Below are 21186 nucleotides of genomic sequence, written 5' to 3' on the forward strand. Positions count from 1 at the left end.
AGGGGTGGAACTGGCATCTTGTGTAGAACTGGCATCTTGCCAGTTTCCTCCTTATTTGTGGAATCAGCATCTTGTGTAGAACTGGCATCTTGCCAGTTTCCTCCTTATTTGTGGAATGGCCATCAGGGGTGGAACTGGCATCTTGTGTAGAACTGGCATCTTGCCAGTTTCCTCCTTATGCGTTCGCATCCCCGAGATACAACCAGCCCCCTAACGGAATAGTATTTAATTAAATATAGTTAACTAAAGACTAGCTAGTTGACCAAGACCCTAGACGGTTAACGATTCAACCTTTGTTAATTACCTGCTCAGCCTCACTTAATCCGGAATTCCCTGGCTGCCAACAAACAAGCCATCCCTACAATACCGCTACAATAGGGCTATGCCTAGATCTACTACTTCTTCTGACAATTCTCCCCCGGTTCCTGATGATGACCCAATGGCAGCATCCCCGCTACTGATCCTAATTGATGGTCATTCTCTGGCTTTTCGCTCCTATTTTGCTTTTGCCAAAAGTCGTCAGGGTGGATTACGGACTAAAACTGGAATTCCGACCAGTGTCTGTTTTGGCTTCATTAAATCCTTGCTAGAGGTAATGGAGTCAGAAAACCCGAATGCGATCGCAATTGCTTTCGATACCAAAGAAGCCACCTTTCGCCAACAAGCCGATGCTAGTTATAAAGCCAATCGCAGCGAAACACCAGAAGATTTCATCCCAGATGTCAAGAATCTCCAGCAGTTACTGGAAGGGTTAAGAATCCCAGTAATAACCTCTCCTGGTTATGAAGCTGATGATGTATTGGCAACCTTAGCTCACCAAGCTACTGATCAAGGCTATCGTGTCAAAGTTGTATCTGGCGACCGCGATTTATTTCAACTCGTTGCTCCAGATAAAGGGATTAGCGTTTTATATCTCAGTGGTCCCTTTGCTAGAGGGGGTGCTACAGTTGGACCTACGGAATATGGCGTAGAAGAAGTAGAAGCAAAATTGGGAGTCTTACCCTCTCAAGTCGTGGATTATAAAGCCCTCTGTGGCGATCCATCCGATAATATTTCTGGAGTTAAGGGCATCGGAGCAAAGACTGCAGTTAAGTTACTCAAAGAATACCAAAACCTGGATAATATTTATGCTTCCCTTGATAGTATTAAGGGTGCGGTTAAGAAAAAGCTGGAAGTCGGTAAGTCAGATGCCGAACATGCTCGCTATTTGGCTCAATTGCGATTTGATACTCCTGTCGATATTGATTTAGACCAGTCTCAGCTCCAAGGATTTGACCCTAAGGTGCTCAAACCGCTATTGGAGAAGTTAGAGTTAAAGTCATTTATCAGTCAAATAGATAAACTACAGCAGCGCTTTGGTGGCGTAGTGCTAGAGGATATCCAAACTAATGACCCAAATGATACTGATAGTGATACTGATAGCGATACTGATAGCAATACTGATACTCAGGAAGATGATGATATTTCCTTTTTCAGTGTAGCGGAAACGGAAGAGTTTCAAGAGCAAGGGTCTAATACTGGTTCGATTCAACCACAAATTATCGATAACGTAGACAAGCTCAATCAATTAGTTGAACAGCTAAAATACTATACCGATGCTGGAAATCCTGTGGCTTGGGATACAGAAACCAGTGATTTGGAACCACGGGATGCTCAGTTGGTAGGGATTGGCTGTTGTTGGGGAAAAGAATTTACTGATGTTGCTTATATTCCTATCGGTCATAAAGATGGGACTAATTTAGATAAGGATATAGTCTTAGAATCCCTACGTCCAATTTTAGAAAGCTCAGATTATCCCAAAGTCTTACAAAATAGTAAATTTGACCGACTAGTGTTCCGTTGTAATGGGATTGAGCAGCTAGCAGGAGTGGTATTCGATACGATGCTAGCGAGTTATGTACTCAATCCCGAAACTAGCCATAAACTTAGTGACCTAGGGCTGCATTATTTAGGAATAGAAGCAAAAAGTTATGAGGACTTAGTTCCAAAAGGGAAAACTATCGGAGATTTAGACATTCCCACGGTAGCCGATTACTGTGGGATGGATGCTTATACCACCTTCGGAATAGTTTCTAAATTACGAGAAGAATTGGCGAAAATTCCAGCTCTGCAGGAATTGTTGCTAGAGGTAGAGCAACCCCTCGAACCGGTATTAGCTGATATGGAATACCAGGGGATTAGTATTGATAAGGATTATCTGGAACAGTTCTCTCAACAGCTCGAAAAGGATTTAGTGGCAATTAAACAGCAAGCCTATCAAGATGCTGGACAAGAATTCAATTTAGGTTCCCCTAAACAGCTGAGTCAGTTACTGTTTGAGAAACTAGGGTTAGATCGTAGGAAGTCTCGTAAAACTAAAACTGGTTACTCTACCGATGCTACTATCTTAGCTAAATTACAAGGAGACCATCCAGTAGTAGATGCTGTTCTGGAATACCGTAGTTTATCTAAATTGAAATCTACTTATGTGGATGCTTTACCAGCACTGATGCGTTCCGATACTAAACGAGTACATACGGATTTTAATCAGACCGTGACCACAACTGGTAGACTATCTTCATCTAGTCCTAATTTACAAAATATTCCTATTCGTACTGATTTTAGTCGCCAGATTCGGAAGGGTTTTATTCCAGAATCCGGTTGGCTGTTGGTATCCGCTGACTATTCCCAAATTGAGTTACGAATCCTAGCCCACTTGAGCCAAGAGCCAGTGCTAGTGGAAGCTTATCAAACTCAAGCGGATGTCCATACCTTGACAGCGCAAATGTTATTTGATAAAGAAGACATTACTGCTGAAGAGCGGCGCTTGGGTAAGATAATTAATTTTGGCGTAATTTACGGCATGGGAGCCCAGCGGTTTGCTCGGGAAGCTAAGGTATCGACAGCTGAAGGAAAAGAATTTATTGATCGATTGAACCAACGCTATCCTTTGGTGTTTGCTTATTTAGAGGAAACCAAGAAAAAAGCGATCGCACAAGGCTACGTAGAAACTATACTCGGACGCCGTCGCTACTTTAGCTTTGGTGGTAACAGTCTTAAAAGGCTGCAAGGCAAGCCTCTCGATCAGATTGATCTCGACCAACTTAAGAGTATCAATCCTTATGATGCTGGATCATTAAGAGCAGCAGCTAATTCCCCGATCCAAGGCTCTAGCGCTGATATAATCAAAATTGCTATGATTAATTTGTATCAAGTATTACAGAAATACGAGGCGCGGTTGCTATTACAAGTCCATGATGAATTAATCTTTGAAATTCCCCCTGATGAATGGGAAGAATTGCAGGTAAAAATTCGGGAAACTATGGAATCCGCAGTTGAGTTAAGTGTTCCTTTAGTTGTGGAAATACATGCTGGGGAAAATTGGATGGAAGCGAAGTGAGGCAATAGGCAAAAGGCAAAAGGCAAAAGGCAAAAGGCAAAAGGCAATAGGCAATAGGCAATAGGCAATAGGCAATAGTGCGATCGCACTCATCAGCTTAGTGGTAAGCGTTAGGACGATACATTACCATTCCTCATGAGCCAGAGACATGAACTGTATCTTTGCCATCACTGGATCTAGCTCAGAATTCTCTTTAGAGTAGACTTCATTCAGCTTGTGTAAAATTTGATAGCGATTGTACCTTTTAAGATAAGCTTTTAATGCTTTTAGGTAGAGTTCACTACGGGACAAGCCCATCTCTTTAGCAAGGGCTTCTGCCTCTTCAAAAACTGAGTCTGGAAGTGAAATTTCAGTTTTCATAGTGACCTTATAAATAAGACCTCATTTTTCATTATACCTTAGTTATACCAAGATTACAATAGCTGTGACGGCACTTGAGCATTAATCCTCCCCTGGCTACCAACTATGAAAGCTGCTAAGCTGCCAATCCTAAGAAAGATTTTCCTTGCATGCTCCGCAAATTATCCATTTAATGTAGATTATCAAAATTATAGGATAGGTAGCCATAAATACAGGTTAAACTTCAGAATTCGAGAATGAAGCTGGAAGTCTGTATTCAAAAGGTTTTCACATATGTGAATTAAACACTATTTAACGGATAATTTAACCTATCTACTTACTAGATTTTACAAGAGTTACAGTATGCTTGTCACCCTTTTAGGATGAAATGTGAAAGCCCTGCTTAACTCAATATTAATAAAACTTGAGTAATACTTCATCAAAGCTTCGCCTACATTGAGTGTATGTCTAGTTAATATAGTCGAGGTAGAAAATATTATATTAACTATCTGATTGATAATTTGATTTGAGATTGTAATCAATCCAACCCTTATTATTCAATGCTTAAGTCTGCTTAAAAATTGTCACGATTAGTAAGTTGATGGGAGCCACTTACTAATCGTAATGTGCAAGATGCTGTAATCGTCTACAGGTCACTCTAAAAGGGATGCATCTCAATCCATGCTGTTTGAGCCAGTGGTGCGTTACGGGACGGACTGTCCCAATACTGGCTACCTAGAAAATTAGAGGGAGCCCGTCTTATCACGCACCCTACTGGACTTTTTTACAGTCCAACTAAATTATTAAACAGCCAAATAACGCTTCCAGTGATTTACAGATTCAGTTTCCAGGTGCTCTATATCTAGAAGATTTATCATAACGCTCAACGTCTCTATCAGATATCTCTTCAGATAATTGTTCCATTCCTACACACTGATCATGGCACAAGTATCCCGAACCAAGTTCTCAATCCGAAAGCTGATATTTCAGTCATCCTTAGTCACATTATCCATAGTGTTTTCAGCCAATTACACCTGGGCCTTTGGTTTAGACGATCTTATTCCAAAGATTAAAGTTCCCAAACTTCCTGGGGGAATTAATGAAGAAATCGAAGACGTGATAAATGACACGATTGATGACGCAGTAGATGAAATTATTCCCTATGGCATTCCCCGTTCAATTGAAGAGTTGGTGGATCGACTGTTTGGAGCCCTGGCTAAAGATTATGGTGTTATTCAACAGACACCCTATTCTGCCGGATATAACGAAGTGCTAATCGTTTCTCCATCCACAGGGGCAGAACAACGGATGCAGGTAAACTTACCAGAAGAAGAATTTCGGATCTATGAGATTGCCTTTAAAGGTGTTTCAGTTCCGAAACCAAAAGCCGTTGTAGGTGGACAAAGCCCACTACAGGAATCAGAAATTAAAGAGCGGTTATCTGAATTCAAAATTGAATACGATGACCAAAATAAAGTGCAGGCGATCATTTTAGCTGATGGCACTAAAGCTGAATTTAGCAATAGTCAGGCTATTATTTATGGTGCATCCGGGCAAACCATAGAAACCATAACCTTGTCTCAAGCAAATGCTAACCCCTCAGAAAATTATATAGCATTAAAGAACACAGGAAAGCAAAAATGTGAATCCAATGTCAAGCAGCTCTTACAAGCAACACTGGATAATGCTAATTTAAAGAACTTAAACCTAGCACAATTAGGTACTTCTGATGAAGCAAGACTCCTGGCCTGGGCTGGAACTTTCGGTAGAGAAGGATTAGCAGACTCTCTACTACCCGATAGCAGAAATCAAACCATACAAGCAATTAGTTGTCAAGCTCCAGTCCAATGCAATGTTAAGCATACTTACAAGGGAGCGAGCGAAGTTCGGACTGACCTCTTTAAAATCCCACCAGGCACAAACCCAAAAGTTGCCTTAGAGTATGAGTTTTTTACTATTCCGGATAGACTAGAAATTTTCTATGAAGGGTCTCGTATTTTCGGAGTAGGACCAAAGTCAGGGCGTGATACTAAACGTATTGGTAACCTTCCCGATAACGCGAAGTATGTGGGAGTTAAGGTAATTGGTAATCGTGATGAGGGCACTCGATGGTGGTATACTATCCATTGTTCTAATACAGGTGTTGTAGTATCTCAAAATACTCCGTACAAGGAAAACATTCCTTGCAAGGATGAGCCTGATTTTAACCTTAATCATCACTTATACCTAGACAATTTTGATGATCCATTTGTTTTGCCTAACAAGGATAATAAAGAACGAATTGCCAGGAATGATATCTTAAAAAATGATTCCTCCTTCACCTCAAAACCACATGAGGAAAATTTTTTAAAAGATAGATATCATTATTACTCTACAATTCCAAACACTGATTCAAACCCAAGCAATAAAATATGTGAGATTGGAGAAGAAGGATGTACACGAAAAAATGTCTTTGACGAGATGATGTCACAGGCTCAATTTACTGCACCCGCTAGAACAGAACAGGATTCCAATTCAGTTTCAAACTGTATGGTAGTTGACTTAGATGTTCAATATCTGCCAGATAATACGGTTACTTCTATCTTTGGTAATGAAGATAAGGTCGTAGTAATGGTAAAACCAGAAAATTTTATGGCTATTAACTACACGTTACCAACTCATACTCTTTTTCCAGGTCGAGTTGTTAGACAAGTCATTGAAAAAGATGGTGCGGTTTGGGTTTCTACAATTGGAGAGGGACGAGGCGATTATCCCTGGACGAATGAAAAAGGAGGACGGAGACTATTCAGCAATATTGATAATTATTTCAAAGAACATGTTCGGGATGCTATCGATAAAGGCTTACCTTGGGGGTTAGACGCAAATCGTAAATGACTACCCCTCTAAGTATTAGCGCGCGGTCTTAATCAATCAAATACGGTTATTAGTTGAGGCTAGCGAATCCTAGCTTAAACTTAATAACACAAATGTACATGGGTGGGTTAACACCCGCCTATTGTAAATGGAATTAGCCGTTCTACAATAACCAACTCAACTACTAGCCGAAAAACTACCACCAACAAAGTGGATATCACTGAAGGTTTCAATCCACAAACGAGCGCCACAATCCAGTGGATTATCCGGCTGATACACAATCTTACACGGACCTAGGATTTCCACTTCATTACCGTAAAGATTAGTGCCCTTTCGTTTAACTGAAATCACTGGCTTCCGGTCTTCCGGGCTTTTCTTCATATTCGAGCCAATGTGATTGCGATTGACATTAATCTTCGCTAAAGCTGGCGGACGACTAGTGCGCCATTTCCCCTTTGGTCCACGATTACCTTTGGTAATTTGTGGCAAATGGTTGAACAGAGGAATAATCCAGAATTTCCCGCTTTTATAGGCACCCCGCACCCGACCCTTCTCTAGAAGTTGGCGCAATCGTCGAGAAGAAATTCCTAATAGAGATGCCGCTTCAGTAGTTCCAACGCACTTGTTCATCTGTTCTCTCCCCTCCCCTTTAACTATTCCGATAATACTAGTATAAGGGAAAAAAGAGAAATTGACAACTTGAGGGAGTAGGGAATCGGGAATCGGGAAGAAACCGCTATTTGAGTACAAAAGGTACCCTTAGGGGTACTGCAAAGTCTATGTTAAATAAGACATAAAGGAGGAAAGGAATGACCTTTAAGGGATCAGATCCTTCTCAATCACTTTAAGAATAGCTAGATTCTTTAGACATATAAGTACTACGGTCATCATATGCAAAATTACAAACAAGATCAAAAGCAAGATCAGAACCAACCAAAGCAACCAAAGCAACCTAGATCTTTAGTTAAGAATTTTTTATGGTTCGGAATCGGTATTGCTACACTTTTCATTACTGGTAAGGGAGTCATTTTTGGCTATCAGCAATGGCTATCTCATGATGAAGAGCGAGTATTTGTGGAAACGATGGAAGACCTGATCATTAATAAAGACTTTGTCGAGTGTATGAACAAAGCTCTAGAAATTCCTGAAAGTTCTGACAACTATTCTAATGCGCAAGCTTTTTTGAATCAGTGTGCTCAAGGACAGTTGGAGCAAGCCAAGAAAGTGGTAAAAGCACAGGAGTTGAAACCCGTTGATGAGAATTATAAATTAGCCATTAACTTGGCTAAACAAATTCCTTCATCAACGTCTGTATATAATCAAGCTCAAGATGCGATTCTTAAGTGGAACGAAAAGTTAAAACAAGTAGTTGGAGTAGAAAGTTTTACTGATGGCATCTATTTGTACCATAATGAGAAAGAATTTGATAGATATATTATTATCGAAAAGCAAGGCAATACTATCTTAGGGACAAGATATACTTTTCAAAGTGATGATATTCTTTGTTTTAGAGGAGTTATACGGCGTAATCTAGTTGAAGAAGTAATTGGAATTTTTTATGGTATTGATTTTAGGCCAGAGATCAAAGATATTGACCCAATAGATTTATCTAAGTGGTATCGAATAAGTTGGGATAAAGCGTCTAAGTCTAGCAATGACGCTCTACAATATGCCTATTATTATAGGCATCATAATATAGAATCTTGTCGAAAACACTTCGTTGAGCAAATCCCTTGACTGACTTAGCAAATAGTTGAACAGAGGAATAATCTAGAATTTCCCGCTTTTATAGGCACCCCGGACGCGATTTTTCTAGGAGTTGGCGCAATCGTCGAGAAGAAATTCCTAATAGAGATGCTGCTTCAGTGGTTCCAACGCACTTGTTTATCAGTGGATTCGGTTTTAACTATTCTGATATTACTAGTTAAAGGGAAAAAATAAAAATTGACAACTTGAGGGAATGCGCGAATTTAGAATGCGCGAATTTAGAATGCGCGAATTGGGAATCGGGAATAAAAGGAAGAGTTTAGGATATGGTCGCTGGATGCGTTCGCTACGCGAACGCTAGTACGGGGGAAACAAGTGTGTGGCAGTTTTGAGCAATGTACGGACAGGGAAATCTGAAGTTGTAAGGAATGGCCTTTAAGGGATCAGATCCTTTTCAATCACTTGAGGAGTGGTTAGAATCTGTAGACATATAAATACTATAGTCATCAGATGCAAAATTACAAACAAGATCAGAAGCTAGTAAACCCGGAGAATCCACCTAGATCTTTAGTTAAGAATTTTTTATGGATGGGAATCGGTATTGCAACACTTTTCATTACTGGTGAGGGAGTCATTTTTGGGTATCAGCAATGGCTATTTCATCAAGAGCAAACATTTGTTAAAACGATGGAAGACCTGATCATCAATAAAGACTTTGTCGAGTGTATGAACAAAGCTCTAGACATTCCTGAAACTTCCCACCAATCCTATAATGCACGGGCTTTTCTAAATCAGTGTGCTCAAGGACAGTTGGCTCAAGCAGAGAAAGTGGTAAAAACTCAGGAGTTGAAACCCGTTGATGAAAATTATAAATTAGCAATTAACTTGGCAAAAAAAATTCCTTCATCAACCTCTGTCTATAATAAAGCTCAAGATGCGATCCTTAAGTGGGAAAAAAAGTGGAGACAATTAGTTGGAGTAGAAGGCTTTACTGATGGCATCTATTTTTACCAGCAGAACAAAGGCTCTAATCTATATCTGATTTTCCAGAAGCAAGGAAATACTATATTAGGTAAAAAATATAGGTTTCACAGTGATTATATAGTTTGTTTGAGAGGAGTTGTACGGCGTAATATACTGAAAGATGTAACTGGAATTTCTTATGGCCTTGATTTTATACCACAGGTCGAAAGTGTTGACCCAATAAATTTATCGAAGTGGTATCGAATAAGTTGGGATAAAATCTCTATTTCTAGCAAATATCCTCTACAATATGCTTATAACAATAAGCATCATCATATAGAATCTTGTCAAAAAGAATTCGATAAAAACCCTTGACCAACTTAGCTAGTAGCCGGAAAACTACCACCAGCGATGCAGCGCGGTCTTGGGGAGGCAGCGCGGTCTTGGGGGTCTCCCCCATGAGCGACTGCCGTGGTTTCCCCCACTCGCTATTGCATCAAGAAATAAAGTGAATATCACAGAAGGTTTCAATCCACAAACGAGCACCACAATCCAGTGGATTATCCGGCTGATACACAATCTTACACGGAGCATTTATTTTCGGGAATCGGGAGTCGGGAATCGGGAATCGGGAATCGGGAATTGGGAATTGGGAATTGGGAATGCGTTCGCGTAGCGTGGCCTACGGCCAATCGCGTAGCGTGACCTACGGTCAATCGCTTTTAGCGTGGCCTACGGCCAATCGCGTAGCGGCAAGGAGCATCGCAAAGAGCATGACCGTTCGCGTAGCGTGGCCAAAAGGCCAAGGTCAATCGCGTAGCAGCTCCAAGCTCCCATCACATATAGTTATCTCGAATTAACTAATTGATTATTGAGTACACAGGATTTTTCTCCACTCCACTACTCCCTGTTCCCGATTCCCGACTCCCGACTCCCGACTCCCGAAAAAATTTGTTACAAAAGTTTTCAAAAAATGTTATAATAAAGGTTTTTTTGTGTTATAATAAAATTACCGTGGGCGCTAAAACGTTCCACGGTAAGAGCCAGCCGACAGTTTCTCCCGGCTACAGGCTGGCTCTGGAGCCCCAGTTAAGGAGATACCTAATATTTTATGTCCTACTCTCAACGCCTATATCCATGGGCGATCATTAGGCTATTGCCGAAGATGCAGCGGATGGTTGTTCGTCGTTTTCGGAACCGTTCTGACGCCGAAGGTCACTTGCAGGCTCTTAAACGACTGATGCCCGATGAAAAATTTATTATCATCTTCGATTTAGGAGACCCTATAGAGGGCGAGTCTATAGAGGGCGAGTCTACAGACGAAGAATCTTAAGAAGCAGGAAGTTTGGGAAGTCTGAAAAGCCCAACTCTTCACTAATCAAATTTTAGTTGAACCCCATAAACAGCCCTGGGTTTAACTCAGTAATTAGTCTTAATTGGATCAATTGTATGGCAAAACCTGTAGATATTGGTAGCAAACGCTTAATCAGTCTCGCTCCTAATGCTTGGGTGCAATGGGTAACCGGTAATCCCCAAGTGCGGGCATCTCAGTTACTGGATGCTGAATTTCAATGGATTAGTCGCGAAAGCGATGTGATTGTAAAAGCTTCTAGTCCTCAACATCAAGAATTTCTGATTCTCAATGAATTACAACTACGCTATGACCAGAACATGCCTCAGAGAATGCGCAATTATGTGGCTTTAGCTGAGGAGAAATACAACCTATCCGCTTATCCAGTATTAATTAACATCTTGCCGCCCCCAACCACGGTCACAATCGTTGACTGTTACGACAGGGAATTTATGGGATTAAAGGCTCGTCAAGATTATCGGGTAATTAATCTCTGGGAAGTAGAGGCTGAATTAGTATTAGAACAACCTTTACCTCCCCTATTTCCATTTGTCCCGATCTTAAAAGGAGGTGGTAGTGAATCGAAATTGCGCTCAGCGGTGCAGGCGCTACGAGCGGATCAAACTTTGAATCAACTAGAACCGCTCTTAGCGTTCTTTGCTAGTTTTGTTTTAGAGATACCCTTAATTCAACAAATCATGAGGTGGGATATGACAGTATTACGTGAATCACCCTGGTATCAAGAGATTTTACAAGAGGGTGTTGCTCAAGGCATCCAAGAAGGGATTGAACAAGGCATCCAACAAGAACGTCGAGGCAGTTTAGAGCGCATCCTTAAACTGCGATTTTCAGAGATTCCTTCAGAGATATCCATCAGAATTCAAGCCTTAACTCTTGAACAATTAGAAGAGTTGATGGCAACAGCATTAACGGTTAACTCCCTAGATGAGTTTACTCAACATTTGCCCAAGTAATTAAATAAGGCCACACCCCACTTCGACCGTGGGGTGGGCGTAATTCAATAATTAGTCTTAATTGGATCAATTGTATGGCAAAACCTGTAGATATTGGTAGCAAACGCTTAATCAGTCTCGCTCCTAATGCTTGGGTGCAATGGGTAACCGGTAATCCCCAAGTGCGGGCATCTCAGTTACTGGATGCTGAATTTCAATGGATTAGTCGCGAAAGCGATGTGATTGTAAAAGCTTCTAGTCCTCAACATCAAGAATTTCTGATTCTCAATGAATTACAACTACGCTATGACCAGAAGATGCCTCAGCGAATGCGCAATTATGTGGCCTTAGCTGAGGAGAAATACAACCTATCCGCTTATCCGGTATTAATTAACATCTTACCGCCTCCAACCACGGTTACTATTGAAAATTGCTACGACAGGGAATTCATGGGATTAAAGGCTCGTCAAGATTATCGGGTAATTAATCTCTGGGAAGTAGAGGCTGAATTAGTATTAGGACAACCTTTGCCTCCCTTATTTCCATTTGTCCCAATTTTATTTGGAGGTGGTAGTGAATCGAAATTGCGCTCAGCAGTGCAGGCGCTACGAGCGGATAAAACCTTAAATCAACTAGAACCGCTCTTAGCATTCTTTGCTAGTTTTGTTTTAGAGATACCTTTAATTCAACAAATCATGAGGTGGGATATGACAGTATTACGAGAATCACCCTGGTATCAAGAGATTTTACAAGAGGGTCTTGCTCAAGGGATTCAACAAGGCATCCAACAAGGGGTTGCTCAAGGGATTCAACAAGGCATCCAACAAGGGGTTGCTCAAGGGATTGAACAAGGCATCCAACAAGAACGTCGAGGCAGTTTAGAGCGCATCCTTAAACTGCGATTTTCAGAGATTCCTGTCGAGATATCCGTCAGAATTCAAGCCTTAACTCTCGAACAATTAGAAGAGTTGATGGCTACAGCATTAACGGTTAACTCCCTAGATGAGTTTACTCAACATTTGCCCAAGTAATTAAATAAGGCCACACCCCACCTCGACCGTGGGGTGGGCGTAAGTCAATAATTAGTCTTGATTCGGTCAATTATATTGTATGGCAAAACCTGTAGATATTGGTAGCAAACGCCTAATCAGTCTAGCTCCTAATGCTTGGGTGCAATGGGTAACCGGTAATTCCCAAGTGCGGGCATCTCAGTTACTGGATGCTGAGTTTCAATGGATTAGTCGCGAAAGCGATGTCATTGTTAAAGCGTCTAGTCCTGAACACTCCGAATTTCTGATTCTTAATGAATTACAACTACGCTATGACCAGAAGATGCCTCAGCGAATGCGCAATTATGTGGCCTTAGCTGAGGAAAAATACAACCTATCCGCTTATCCGGTATTAATTAACATCTTGCCACCCCCATCCACGGTTACTATTGAAAATTGTTACGACAGTGAATTCATGGGATTAAAAGCCCGTCAAGATTATCGGGTAATTAATCTGTGGGAAGTAGATGCTGAATTAGTATTAGGACAACCTTTGCCTCCCTTATTTCCATTTGTCCCGATCTTAAAAGGAGGTGGTAGTGAATCAAAATTGCGCTCAGCGGTGCAGGCGCTACGAGCGGATCAAACCTTGAATCAACTAGAACCGCTCTTAGCATTTTTTGCTAGCTTCGTGTTAGAGATACCTTTAATTCAACAAATCATGAGGTGGGATATGACAGTATTACGAGAATCGCCCTGGTATCAAGAGATTTTACAAGAGGGTGTTGCTCAAGGGATTGAACAAGGGATTGAACAAGGAATTGAACAAGGCATTGAACAAGGCATCCAACAAGAACGTCGAGGCAGTTTAGAGCGCATCCTTAAACTGCGATTTTCAGAGATTCCTGTCGAGATATCCGTCAGAATTCAAGCCTTAACTCTCGAACAATTAGAAGAGTTGATGGCTACAGCATTAACCGTTAACTCCCTAGATGAGTTTACTCAACATTTGCCCAATTAATTAAATAAGGCCACACCCCACCTCGACCGTTAGGGGTGGGTTACTCTTGCCTATTGCTAGCTTGCCTATTGCCTTTTGCCTAGATTCAGCAATCCTAACAAACCGGCACCATAAGCAGGCTCATGGCGAGGCCAAATCACTTTAGCATTAGGGCTAAGCATGACAAGGGATGATTCAAATCGGTGACGGATTGAGGAAAGACCATGCCAGACACTTCCGGTGGTTACTACTTCACATTCTGAGTCAGAAGGAAATACGCTTTCAATTACAACTTGGGTAGCTCTTGCTAGTTGATTAACCGTATCTTCGATAATGCTAAGGGCTACCTGATCGCCTTCAGCGGCTGCTTGATCCACAATTGGTGCTAAGGATGCAATTTCTTTGACACCCCACCCTGGCTGATAGATGATATCTGTGATATAATTAAAGTTTGATAAGTTAAAATGGGTGGTGAAGCGCTCCTGAAGACTAGTTGCTCTTAGACTAGTTACTGCGCAGCCATCATAGGCGTTGATAGCCGCTCGTAATCCAGAGACGGCAATGTGATAGGCACTGCCAACATCTCCTAGGATATGTCCCCAGCCACCAACTCGCTTGGTGTTTCCCTGGGCATTGCGTCCAAAAATGATTGAGCCGGTGCCTGCGATCGCAACAACTCCCACAGGCTTACCGACTCCCCCCACTAAGGCAATCAAAGCATCATCACAAATAACAACATTAGAGGGGAGTAATGCCCAAGTGACCGGAATTGTCTGACTTGACAACAACTGTTGGACGAAGCCTTGCACCACTTCTCTATCTCGTGGACGACCAACACCCGCTAATCCCAAACAAATGGCTTCCACTGTGACTGATTCTATGGACAGTTTAGCGGAAGCGTCTTGGGTGGCGAGGCGAATGGCTGATTCTATGGAGGCGAAAGCGGTGTTGAGACCAACGGTGTGATAATTTGAGGCTTCGGCTTCTCCTCGACCTAGGACTTGACCTTGGTGGTTGATGACTACACAAAGGGTTTTACTGGCACCGCCATCTATTCCGATTATACAACTGGTCATTTATAGTTAGTTGACTATAATGAAACGGGCAAGATGCCAGTTCTACATCAGCAAGGAAATGAAACTGGCAAGATGCCAGTTCTACCAAGATGCCAGTTCCACATCAGCATTCAAAACCAGCTAAAAGCATACAATTAGTTATTGTCTGAGTCTTCTTGCTTGATAAGGGCATCGACTAATACTGTAACTTGTACCAGGGTATTGATCACATCACTGGCTTGGGTAAAGGGTTTATTTTCATACTCGCAGTAGGCTGACCAGATTACAGGAATAGCAATCAGTCCGACGAGCCAATGCTTGATGGTTTTAGGATTATACATGGGCAGGGAGAAAAAACAACAGCCTCATCTGTTTTTGTTAACTTTCTCAAAGACCGATTCCATGCCAAATCCCCCTAGAGAGCCCATTTGAAAAATTTTTTCCGACTTTGCATAGAATCCGGGGTTGGCCACCGTTAGTTATTTAGAAACTAAGGTGCATCAAGGAGATGGATGAGATGGAGTTAACCTATGGACGAACTGGAGGAACGACTGCAACAGCTAGCTTTGGAAGCTAAACAGCATTCCCCAAAAAGCCGTGGCCGTCGTCTAGCCCTGACTCGGCTGATTCAAATGATTCAAGCATCCGGCAGATTATCTCCCAGGAGATATGACACTCCCCAGGAGGTTTACGATGAAGCACTTCAAGAGACTTGGTTGTATGTGTTTAAAAAAATTGACACTTATCAACCGACAGCTCCGGTGATTAACTGGATTAATAGTGTTCTCAAGTGGCGGTTGATTGATGCAATGGCACGACATACCAAACGGGGACGGGAATACTCCCTAGATGCACCAATAAACTCTTCCGATGGGGGTAAAGTCAATCAATCAGGTATGACCTATTTAGATACCGTTGCCCAACCAGAAGACACTCCGTTACCTTCACAGCTTATACGTCAGTGTATTGAAGAAGATCCTAACGGGCTGTTTGCCAGCAAACACGTTGAAGATCATCCTAAAGCCAACTTCAGAACTATAGCTCTTTTATATCTAGACCGGAATAGTTGGCAACAGACTGCTGTAGCAGTTGGGTTAAAGCCAAAGCAAGCGTCAACGGTGCAAAGTTTCTACTGGCGCTCTTGCAAGCATTTTGCTGACAAGTTTAAGGAATACTTGCAGGAATAACTCACAAACAAGATTAAATGTATCGAGAGAGTAACAATGAATAACTTAACGGAACATTTGACATTTTCTGTGCCTATTACCAGAGATTGGTATCAGGTGGCAAAAACCTTTAGTCGGGAACAGCACGAACCGGGCAAAGCTCAAGACGTTTACCTAAATACATTAGCCGTTTATGCGGTAAATTTCTACTTACAGTGTCTGGAAGTAGAAACTGAACCAGCAAGTGATAGCAGCAATCCAGCCCTGCGATCGCTGATGAATGTAATGGTTAAAGATTGGGGTAAATTGGAATGTCGTCCTGTTTTACCTGGTGACCAAGTTTGTGACATACCGCCAGAAAGTCGCCAAGACCGAGTTGGTTATGTGGTAGTAGAAATTAATCAATCAAGTAATCAAGCTAAACTGCTAGGATTTGCTAAAACTGCACTGGAAGGAAGCTTGGAGATTAGTAAAATCGATTCTCTTGAACAGTTAATTAACCAATTACCAGAAAAACCGGAACTTGCATCAGCTCGATTGCGTCGGCGACTAAAAGTTAAAAAGCCCTTGCGTCGGCGACTAAAAGTTAAAAAGCCCTCAATCAACCCTGAGATTGCTCCATGCTCTGAAGATAACTACTAAAAACCCCAGGAGATTTATCTATGATGGTAGTTTTGGTAAGTCTAGGAGTTTTGATGAATCTCCTGTTAGATAGAGAACCTTTCCTGGAAGATACGCTAAGATTGCTCGAAATCATTGAATCTAGGCAAATTTACGGCTATGTCACGAATAAAAGCCTAAATCGATTTCTACATGAAGCTATAATAGTGCAAGGTATAGAGGCGATAGAAATAGTCAGATATTTACGATTGATATTAAATCTATGCCCTGAAGAAGACCAACTATTGAGGCAAGCAAACTTATCACAATCTCAAAATATTGACGCTATAGAACAGTTATGTGCCGAGACTCTTGACCTTTGTTTAATTATTCCAGAAGAACCGGAATACTTATGGAATAATTTGCCTATTTTATCGGTTCAACAATGTCTAGAGCGCTGGTCTCTAGAAGAACAACTACTCTATCCGATCTATCATAAAGAGTCAGATGTGCTGAACTTAATGAAATGGTTTGAGGGGATTTTTGAAGGAGGTTGGCAGTCAGTTAGCGATTTGCTTTCTCCACAACTGAGACCAGCATTTAGAAAAAATACCGAAGACCAGGAAGAACGAGCTAAACTCATTGATTTAGTTGATTTAGGACTAGAACTAGCAGGTTATACTGTTGTTCTAATTATTACTGTCAGAAAAATTGACGAGGAAACTGCCAGCGTTCGAGCCCAGGTTTATCCCAGGGGTGAGGCACTAACCTTACCTCCGAATTTGAAACTATCTGTACTGACTGTAACCGGAGAGGTTTTTACCGAAGTAACCGCCAGAAGTAATGATGAATTCATTCAATATCAGTTGAATGCCCAACGGGGAGATAACTTCGGAATTCAGGTATCTTTAGGGGAAGCCTGCATTATCGAAAGGTTTGATCTGTAATCCAAAACTGCATAATTCTGGAAGAGGGATGGGCAATGAAGCAGTTATCAATCTTGACATTATATGGAGAATTTGATCACGGGTTTGATGCAACCCTGGAAATTCGGCAAGGGGATATCCATTCTCCGTCCCAAACCAGGATTAAAGGGCGGTTGTCAGGAAATCGAGACTTACTCAACTGTTATCGCCATTGGCAGCAACGGTATCTGAGTTTGGAAATGCTATTTCGTGCTCTGAGTGCCAATCCCGAACAGGTGACCAATTCATCCCAGCGGGGTAAAGCCTTTGCAGCTTGTCGGCAAGCCGCTAAGGTTTTGGAAGGGAGTCTTAATCACTGGCTCAATACTGACCCAGACTTTCGCTTGATTCGGGATAACTTATTGCGCTCGGGGAAAAAATTTCAACTTCTGTTACAGACCAATAATCCCTGGCTCCGTCGGTTTCCCTGGCACCGCTGGGATTTACTGGCGGAAGCCCAGGCCGAAGTTGCCCTGAGTGCCCTTGAATACGATTGTCCCAACCCCCTTAACCGGCAGCCTACCCCTAAGGGCAAGGTGAAAATTCTGGCAATTTTGGGTCAGGGTGCCAATCTTAACCAGCAAGCTGATCAGCAGGCGTTGGAGGAGTTGGCGGGAAAGGCGGGGGCACAAATTACCTGGCGGCAGGAACCCCAGGCATCTGAGTTGAATCAGCAGTTATGGGAGCAGGGGTGGGATATTCTGTTTTTTGCTGGTCACAGTGGCACTTCCCAAAAGGGGCAGCGGGGGGAAATTCAACTCAATCAGACCGAACGGTTGACTATCGATGATCTGCGGTTTGCCTTGAAGAAAGCGATCGCACGAGGGTTGCAGTTAGCTATCTTTAATTCCTGTGATGGTCTCGGCTTAGCCTACCAGTTGGCAGCACAGCAGGATTTGTATTTGCCCCAGGTGATTGTGATGGCCGAGAAAGTGCCAGACCCAGTATCACCCAAGTTTTTGCGGTATTTTCTAGAAGCTTACATCCGGGGTGAGTCTCTGTATAGCTCCGTGGCAGAAGCGCGGGAAAAATTACATGGCTGGGAACAACAGTATCCCTGTGCCAGTTGGTTACCGGTGGTTTGCCAAAACCCTACCGTTCAACCCCCCACTTGGAAAGAATTACGCTATGGTCCGATCAACCAGTCTCGTTGGCAGTTACCCCGCACGGCTGTGATTGCCAGTTTTATGGTTACCCTTGCCCTGATGGTGGTGCGGCCATTGGGGGTAATCCAACCCTGGGAGTTACAGGCTTATGACCAATTTATGCGGTGGCGACCCGATCAAGGGGTTGACCCGAGGCTGTTAGTGGTTGAAATAACTGAGGGGGATTTTCAGTATCAGGATGACCAGGGTATGAAGCGTACGTGGTCCCTGTCTGATGCAGCTTTGGCTCAACTGTTGGATAAATTACAGGCTCATCACCCTCGTGCCATTGGCTTGGATATCTATCGGGATTTTCCGGTCAGTGAGGAGTATCAGGATTTGGCTAATCCCTTGGCAAGGATGGATAACTTTTTTGCGGTGTGTGAAGCTAGTAACCCCACTCGTAACTATGGTGGTATTGCCCCACCCCCAGAAGTGCCACCGGAACGTTTGGGCTTTACGGATGTGGTGATTGACTCCGATGGGATACTGCGCCGTTATCTTTGGTATGCTACCTTTAACCGTGATTCCCCTTGTCAGACTGAGAAGTCTCTAAGTTTGCAGTTAGCACTACATTACTTAGCCGCAGAGGGGATTGACCCTAAGCCCACACCAGAGGGTGAGGTGAAATTAGGGGAAACCTCTTTAAGGTCGTTGCCTGGTTATGCCGGTAATTACTCCGGAACCAGTGATGCTGGCTATCAGATGCTATTGGATTATCGCACTCCTGGTGATATCGCCCAAAGGGTTACCCTAGAACAGATTCTAACGGATCAATTTGAACCGAGTTGGGTTAAAGACCGGGTAGTTTTGATTGGTGTTACTGCCCCTAGCGTTAAAGATAATTTCCGCACTCCTTTTACTCGGAATTCAAATCAGACTATGGAGATGCGTGGTGTCTTTATTCATGCTCAGATGGTTAGTCAGATTCTGAGTGCGGTGAAAGATGGACAACAACCGTTGTGGATATGGTCCGAGTGGGGAGAGTTTTTGTGGATTTGGGGTTGGGGGAGTCTAGGGGGTTTCTTGGTTTTGGTCTGTAAAGGACTCTTGTATGGGGTGGGAGTGGGTATCGCCAATCTGGTAGTTTTATTTGGTGTTTGCTTTGTTTTCTTTCTTCAAGGTTGGTGGATACCATTCATCCCTTCGGCTTTGGCTTTTGTCGCTACAGGTATGATTGTTAGTTACAAAAGGGCTGTTTTTGTATTCTAATTGCTCGGTTTTGGGTACATTGAAAGGAGTAATGACTAATGCTACTGATTTTTTTTTCACTACTTTGCAGTTTTTAATTTGCAGATGACTTGATATTGGTATTTCCCTACTCTACAATTCCCTTATTCATAACTATCTTGATTACATACCTTGTTTATATATTTAATTTGAGGTATTTAATGATTTAAAAAAAATAATTTGGAGAAGTTTAATGATTCGGAAATGGCGTATACAAAAGGTAATTATTGGTTTGACTCTGAGTTTGCTATTTAGTTTTGAAACTAAACCAGCGACAGCGGTAGAGGTAATTCAACCAGTAACTAACTTGGTCAAAGGATTAAAGTTTACTCTACCTCCTAAAGGAGCCCCTGGTAAACGTAAGGGTGGAGGAAGTCGTGGCAACTATTGTTCAGCTATTGCTTTAGTTCCTGGTACTAATTTCGGCTTAACTACTAGTGAACGTCCTAGCTTTTGGTTTTATGTGCCCTATGCCGATAACCGGACACTCCAAGCAGAGTTTTGGTTGCAGGATAAGGAACTTATGGACGTCTACCAAGAAACGTTCACGCTCAAAAATACACCAGGAATAGTCAAGATAACTCTACCGGAAACAGTTTCACCACTTGTTGTTGAAGATTTCTATCGTTGGCATTTCTCTGTGATTTGCAATCCCACAGACCGATTATATTATGATTTCGTTAGTGGTGGAGTTGAAAGAATATCGATCAGTTCTGATTTAGAGAAGCAGTTAGAAGGCAAGAATCCCCGGGAGCGTATTGCTGTTTATGCCCAACAAGGGTTGTGGTTTGATGCCCTAACTACTCTAGGTGAACTGCGTTTGGCTAATTCCCAGGATAAAATACTGGCTCAGGATTGGGCAGATTTATTAGAGCAGGTGGGTTTGGAAGAAATTGATTCAAAGCCTTTAGTTGATTGTTGTACTGCTCAAAAATAACAAAGTAATGGGTAAATTGTTAACATAAAAATTATCATTTAACCTGTTTCATATTTCATTATTTTCTGTGTAAAAAATATGAAATTTAAAAGATTTAAATTAATTTTAATTCTGCCTTTTTTAGGTAGTTTATCACCACCGTTCCTAGGTAATGTTTCAAATATATTCCCAGCTTGTCCAGCACTAGCTCACACTTCAGAAAGCCGTAAAGTGGAGGCTGACCGACTTTTTTATCAAGGTATTGAGCAGTTTCAAATAAATCAATTTCGGAAAGCATTGCACTCTTGGCAGAGAGCACTTACTATTTATCGAGAAAGAAAAGACCAGCAAGGTCAGGCTGGATCTCTGGGCAATATCGGCATTGCTTACCATTCCCTAGGGGATTACCCAAAGGCCATTGATTTCTACAAGCAGAGTTTGGCTATTGCACGAAAAATAGACGATCGCCAAGGTCAGGCTAACTTTGTGAACAATCTCGGCATTGCTTACCATTCCCTGGGGGAGTACCGAAAGGCTATTGATTTCCACCAGCAGAGTTTAACCATTGCACGAAA

General features: G+C 42.1%; 19 protein-coding genes and 2 pseudogenes. 14 read left to right on the forward strand and 7 right to left on the reverse strand.

Going from position 1 to position 21186, the window contains the following annotated elements; genetic code table 11:
* The first annotated feature begins 382 nt into the window (after positions 1–382).
* Positions 383–3379, forward strand: coding sequence for a DNA polymerase I (gene polA, locus AC4II3_RS05020; protein ID WP_488015661.1), 2997 nt, complete (start codon positions 383–385; stop codon positions 3377–3379).
* Positions 3380–3502: 123 nt separating this feature from the next.
* Here the strand turns inward: polA and AC4II3_RS05025 are convergent, their stop codons facing one another.
* On the reverse strand, positions 3503–3739 hold the full coding sequence (locus AC4II3_RS05025) for a hypothetical protein (RefSeq protein WP_488015663.1): 237 nt from the start codon (positions 3737–3739) through the stop codon (positions 3503–3505).
* Between the two features lie 993 nt (positions 3740–4732).
* Here AC4II3_RS05025 and AC4II3_RS05030 point away from each other — a divergent pair.
* Positions 4733–6592 carry a hypothetical protein gene (locus tag AC4II3_RS05030; protein WP_488015665.1) on the forward strand — a complete coding sequence of 620 codons (1860 nt, stop codon included), beginning with the start codon at positions 4733–4735 and terminating at the stop codon, positions 6590–6592.
* A 156-nt stretch (positions 6593–6748) separates the two neighbouring features.
* Here AC4II3_RS05030 and AC4II3_RS05035 read toward each other — a convergent pair whose 3' ends face one another.
* A complete protein-coding gene (locus tag AC4II3_RS05035; RefSeq protein WP_488029228.1) occupies positions 6749–7201 on the reverse strand; it encodes a MerR family transcriptional regulator in 453 nt (150 codons plus the stop codon).
* A gap of 261 nt (positions 7202–7462) precedes the next feature.
* On the opposite strand from AC4II3_RS05035, the gene AC4II3_RS05040 reads away from it, so the two are divergent.
* Entirely contained in the window at positions 7463–8308 is an 846-nt protein-coding gene (locus AC4II3_RS05040) for a hypothetical protein (protein WP_488016513.1), read from the forward strand.
* A gap of 36 nt (positions 8309–8344) precedes the next feature.
* Here AC4II3_RS05040 and AC4II3_RS05045 read toward each other — a convergent pair.
* Positions 8345–8459, reverse strand: a pseudogene (locus AC4II3_RS05045) (DNA-binding protein); the annotation flags it as partial.
* Positions 8460–8788: 329 nt separating this feature from the next.
* Here AC4II3_RS05045 and AC4II3_RS05050 point away from each other — a divergent pair.
* The gene (locus AC4II3_RS05050) at positions 8789–9616 is read left to right on the forward strand and encodes a hypothetical protein (protein ID WP_488016511.1); all 828 of its coding nucleotides are present in this window, start codon (positions 8789–8791) and stop codon (positions 9614–9616) included.
* Positions 9617–9737: 121 nt separating this feature from the next.
* Here the strand turns inward: AC4II3_RS05050 and AC4II3_RS05055 are convergent.
* Both AC4II3_RS05055 and AC4II3_RS05060 read right to left on the reverse strand, forming a co-directional pair.
* Positions 9738–9842: pseudogene (locus tag AC4II3_RS05055) on the reverse strand (DNA-binding protein); the annotation flags it as partial.
* Positions 9823–9957, reverse strand: a complete 135-nt coding sequence (locus AC4II3_RS05060) for a hypothetical protein (RefSeq protein ID WP_488016510.1) — start codon at positions 9955–9957, stop codon at positions 9823–9825. The gene AC4II3_RS05060 and the pseudogene AC4II3_RS05055, both read right to left, overlap by 20 nt.
* Before the next feature lie 395 nt (positions 9958–10352).
* Between AC4II3_RS05060 and AC4II3_RS05065 the strand changes: the two genes are divergently transcribed.
* The 4 genes from AC4II3_RS05065 to AC4II3_RS05080 all read left to right on the forward strand — a co-directional run bounded on the left by AC4II3_RS05065 (position 10353) and on the right by AC4II3_RS05080 (position 13555).
* The gene (locus AC4II3_RS05065) at positions 10353–10574 is read left to right on the forward strand and encodes a hypothetical protein (RefSeq protein WP_488016508.1); all 222 of its coding nucleotides are present in this window, start codon (positions 10353–10355) and stop codon (positions 10572–10574) included.
* 116 nt (positions 10575–10690) lie between these two features.
* Complete coding sequence (locus AC4II3_RS05070) at positions 10691–11566, forward strand: Rpn family recombination-promoting nuclease/putative transposase (RefSeq protein WP_490722780.1); 876 nt, start codon at positions 10691–10693, stop codon at positions 11564–11566.
* Between the two features lie 74 nt (positions 11567–11640).
* Positions 11641–12576, forward strand: coding sequence for an Rpn family recombination-promoting nuclease/putative transposase (locus AC4II3_RS05075; protein WP_488029508.1), 936 nt, complete (start codon positions 11641–11643; stop codon positions 12574–12576).
* Between the two features lie 79 nt (positions 12577–12655).
* Positions 12656–13555, forward strand: coding sequence for an Rpn family recombination-promoting nuclease/putative transposase (locus tag AC4II3_RS05080; RefSeq protein WP_488010419.1), 900 nt, complete (start codon positions 12656–12658; stop codon positions 13553–13555).
* 65 nt (positions 13556–13620) lie between these two features.
* Here the strand turns inward: AC4II3_RS05080 and AC4II3_RS05085 are convergent, their stop codons facing one another.
* Both AC4II3_RS05085 and AC4II3_RS05090 read right to left on the reverse strand, forming a co-directional pair.
* Positions 13621–14610: an N-acetylglucosamine kinase gene (locus tag AC4II3_RS05085; protein ID WP_488010420.1), complete on the reverse strand. Its 990-nt coding sequence runs from the start codon at positions 14608–14610 to the stop codon at positions 13621–13623.
* A gap of 134 nt (positions 14611–14744) precedes the next feature.
* Positions 14745–14930 (reverse strand): hypothetical protein, encoded by a 186-nt coding sequence (locus AC4II3_RS05090; protein ID WP_488010421.1) that lies wholly within the window; start codon positions 14928–14930, stop codon positions 14745–14747.
* Positions 14931–15119: 189 nt separating this feature from the next.
* Here AC4II3_RS05090 and AC4II3_RS05095 point away from each other — a divergent pair, with 189 nt between their 5' ends.
* From AC4II3_RS05095 to AC4II3_RS05120, 6 genes are all read left to right on the forward strand, one after another.
* Entirely contained in the window at positions 15120–15776 is a 657-nt protein-coding gene (locus tag AC4II3_RS05095) for a hypothetical protein (protein WP_488010422.1), read from the forward strand.
* A 36-nt stretch (positions 15777–15812) separates the two neighbouring features.
* A complete protein-coding gene (locus AC4II3_RS05100) occupies positions 15813–16397 on the forward strand; it encodes a DUF1822 family protein (RefSeq protein ID WP_488010423.1) in 585 nt (194 codons plus the stop codon).
* 20 nt (positions 16398–16417) lie between these two features.
* A complete protein-coding gene (locus AC4II3_RS05105) occupies positions 16418–17302 on the forward strand; it encodes a DUF1822 family protein (RefSeq protein ID WP_488010424.1) in 885 nt (294 codons plus the stop codon).
* Between the two features lie 35 nt (positions 17303–17337).
* On the forward strand, positions 17338–19677 hold the full coding sequence (locus AC4II3_RS05110; protein WP_488010425.1) for a CHASE2 domain-containing protein: 2340 nt from the start codon (positions 17338–17340) through the stop codon (positions 19675–19677).
* Between the two features lie 211 nt (positions 19678–19888).
* On the forward strand, positions 19889–20632 hold the full coding sequence (locus tag AC4II3_RS05115) for a DUF928 domain-containing protein (RefSeq protein WP_488010426.1): 744 nt from the start codon (positions 19889–19891) through the stop codon (positions 20630–20632).
* 78 nt (positions 20633–20710) lie between these two features.
* Positions 20711–21186: tetratricopeptide repeat protein (locus AC4II3_RS05120; protein WP_490722781.1), on the forward strand; the 476-nt coding region annotated here is incomplete at its 3' end.

It is taken from the genome of Moorena sp., assembly GCF_982860115.1.

Bases quoted from the DNA above. Each gene is read 5' to 3' on its own strand.
- AC4II3_RS05090 (WP_488010421.1), bottom strand. From the start codon at position 14,930: ATGTATAATCCTAAAACCATCAAGCATTGGCTCGTCGGACTGATTGCT.
- AC4II3_RS05040 (WP_488016513.1), top strand. From the start codon at position 7,463: ATGCAAAATTACAAACAAGATCAAAAGCAAGATCAGAACCAACCAAAG.
- polA (WP_488015661.1), top strand. From the start codon at position 383: ATGCCTAGATCTACTACTTCTTCTGACAATTCTCCCCCGGTTCCTGAT.
- AC4II3_RS05025 (WP_488015663.1), bottom strand. From the start codon at position 3,739: ATGAAAACTGAAATTTCACTTCCAGACTCAGTTTTTGAAGAGGCAGAA.
- AC4II3_RS05070 (WP_490722780.1), top strand. From the start codon at position 10,691: ATGGCAAAACCTGTAGATATTGGTAGCAAACGCTTAATCAGTCTCGCT.
- AC4II3_RS05065 (WP_488016508.1), top strand. From the start codon at position 10,353: ATGTCCTACTCTCAACGCCTATATCCATGGGCGATCATTAGGCTATTG.
- AC4II3_RS05075 (WP_488029508.1), top strand. From the start codon at position 11,641: ATGGCAAAACCTGTAGATATTGGTAGCAAACGCTTAATCAGTCTCGCT.
- AC4II3_RS05095 (WP_488010422.1), top strand. From the start codon at position 15,120: ATGGACGAACTGGAGGAACGACTGCAACAGCTAGCTTTGGAAGCTAAA.
- AC4II3_RS05105 (WP_488010424.1), top strand. From the start codon at position 16,418: ATGATGGTAGTTTTGGTAAGTCTAGGAGTTTTGATGAATCTCCTGTTA.
- AC4II3_RS05115 (WP_488010426.1), top strand. From the start codon at position 19,889: ATGATTCGGAAATGGCGTATACAAAAGGTAATTATTGGTTTGACTCTG.
- AC4II3_RS05050 (WP_488016511.1), top strand. From the start codon at position 8,789: ATGCAAAATTACAAACAAGATCAGAAGCTAGTAAACCCGGAGAATCCA.
- AC4II3_RS05110 (WP_488010425.1), top strand. From the start codon at position 17,338: ATGAAGCAGTTATCAATCTTGACATTATATGGAGAATTTGATCACGGG.
- AC4II3_RS05100 (WP_488010423.1), top strand. From the start codon at position 15,813: ATGAATAACTTAACGGAACATTTGACATTTTCTGTGCCTATTACCAGA.
- AC4II3_RS05035 (WP_488029228.1), bottom strand. From the start codon at position 7,201: ATGAACAAGTGCGTTGGAACTACTGAAGCGGCATCTCTATTAGGAATT.
- AC4II3_RS05085 (WP_488010420.1), bottom strand. From the start codon at position 14,610: ATGACCAGTTGTATAATCGGAATAGATGGCGGTGCCAGTAAAACCCTT.
- AC4II3_RS05080 (WP_488010419.1), top strand. From the start codon at position 12,656: ATGGCAAAACCTGTAGATATTGGTAGCAAACGCCTAATCAGTCTAGCT.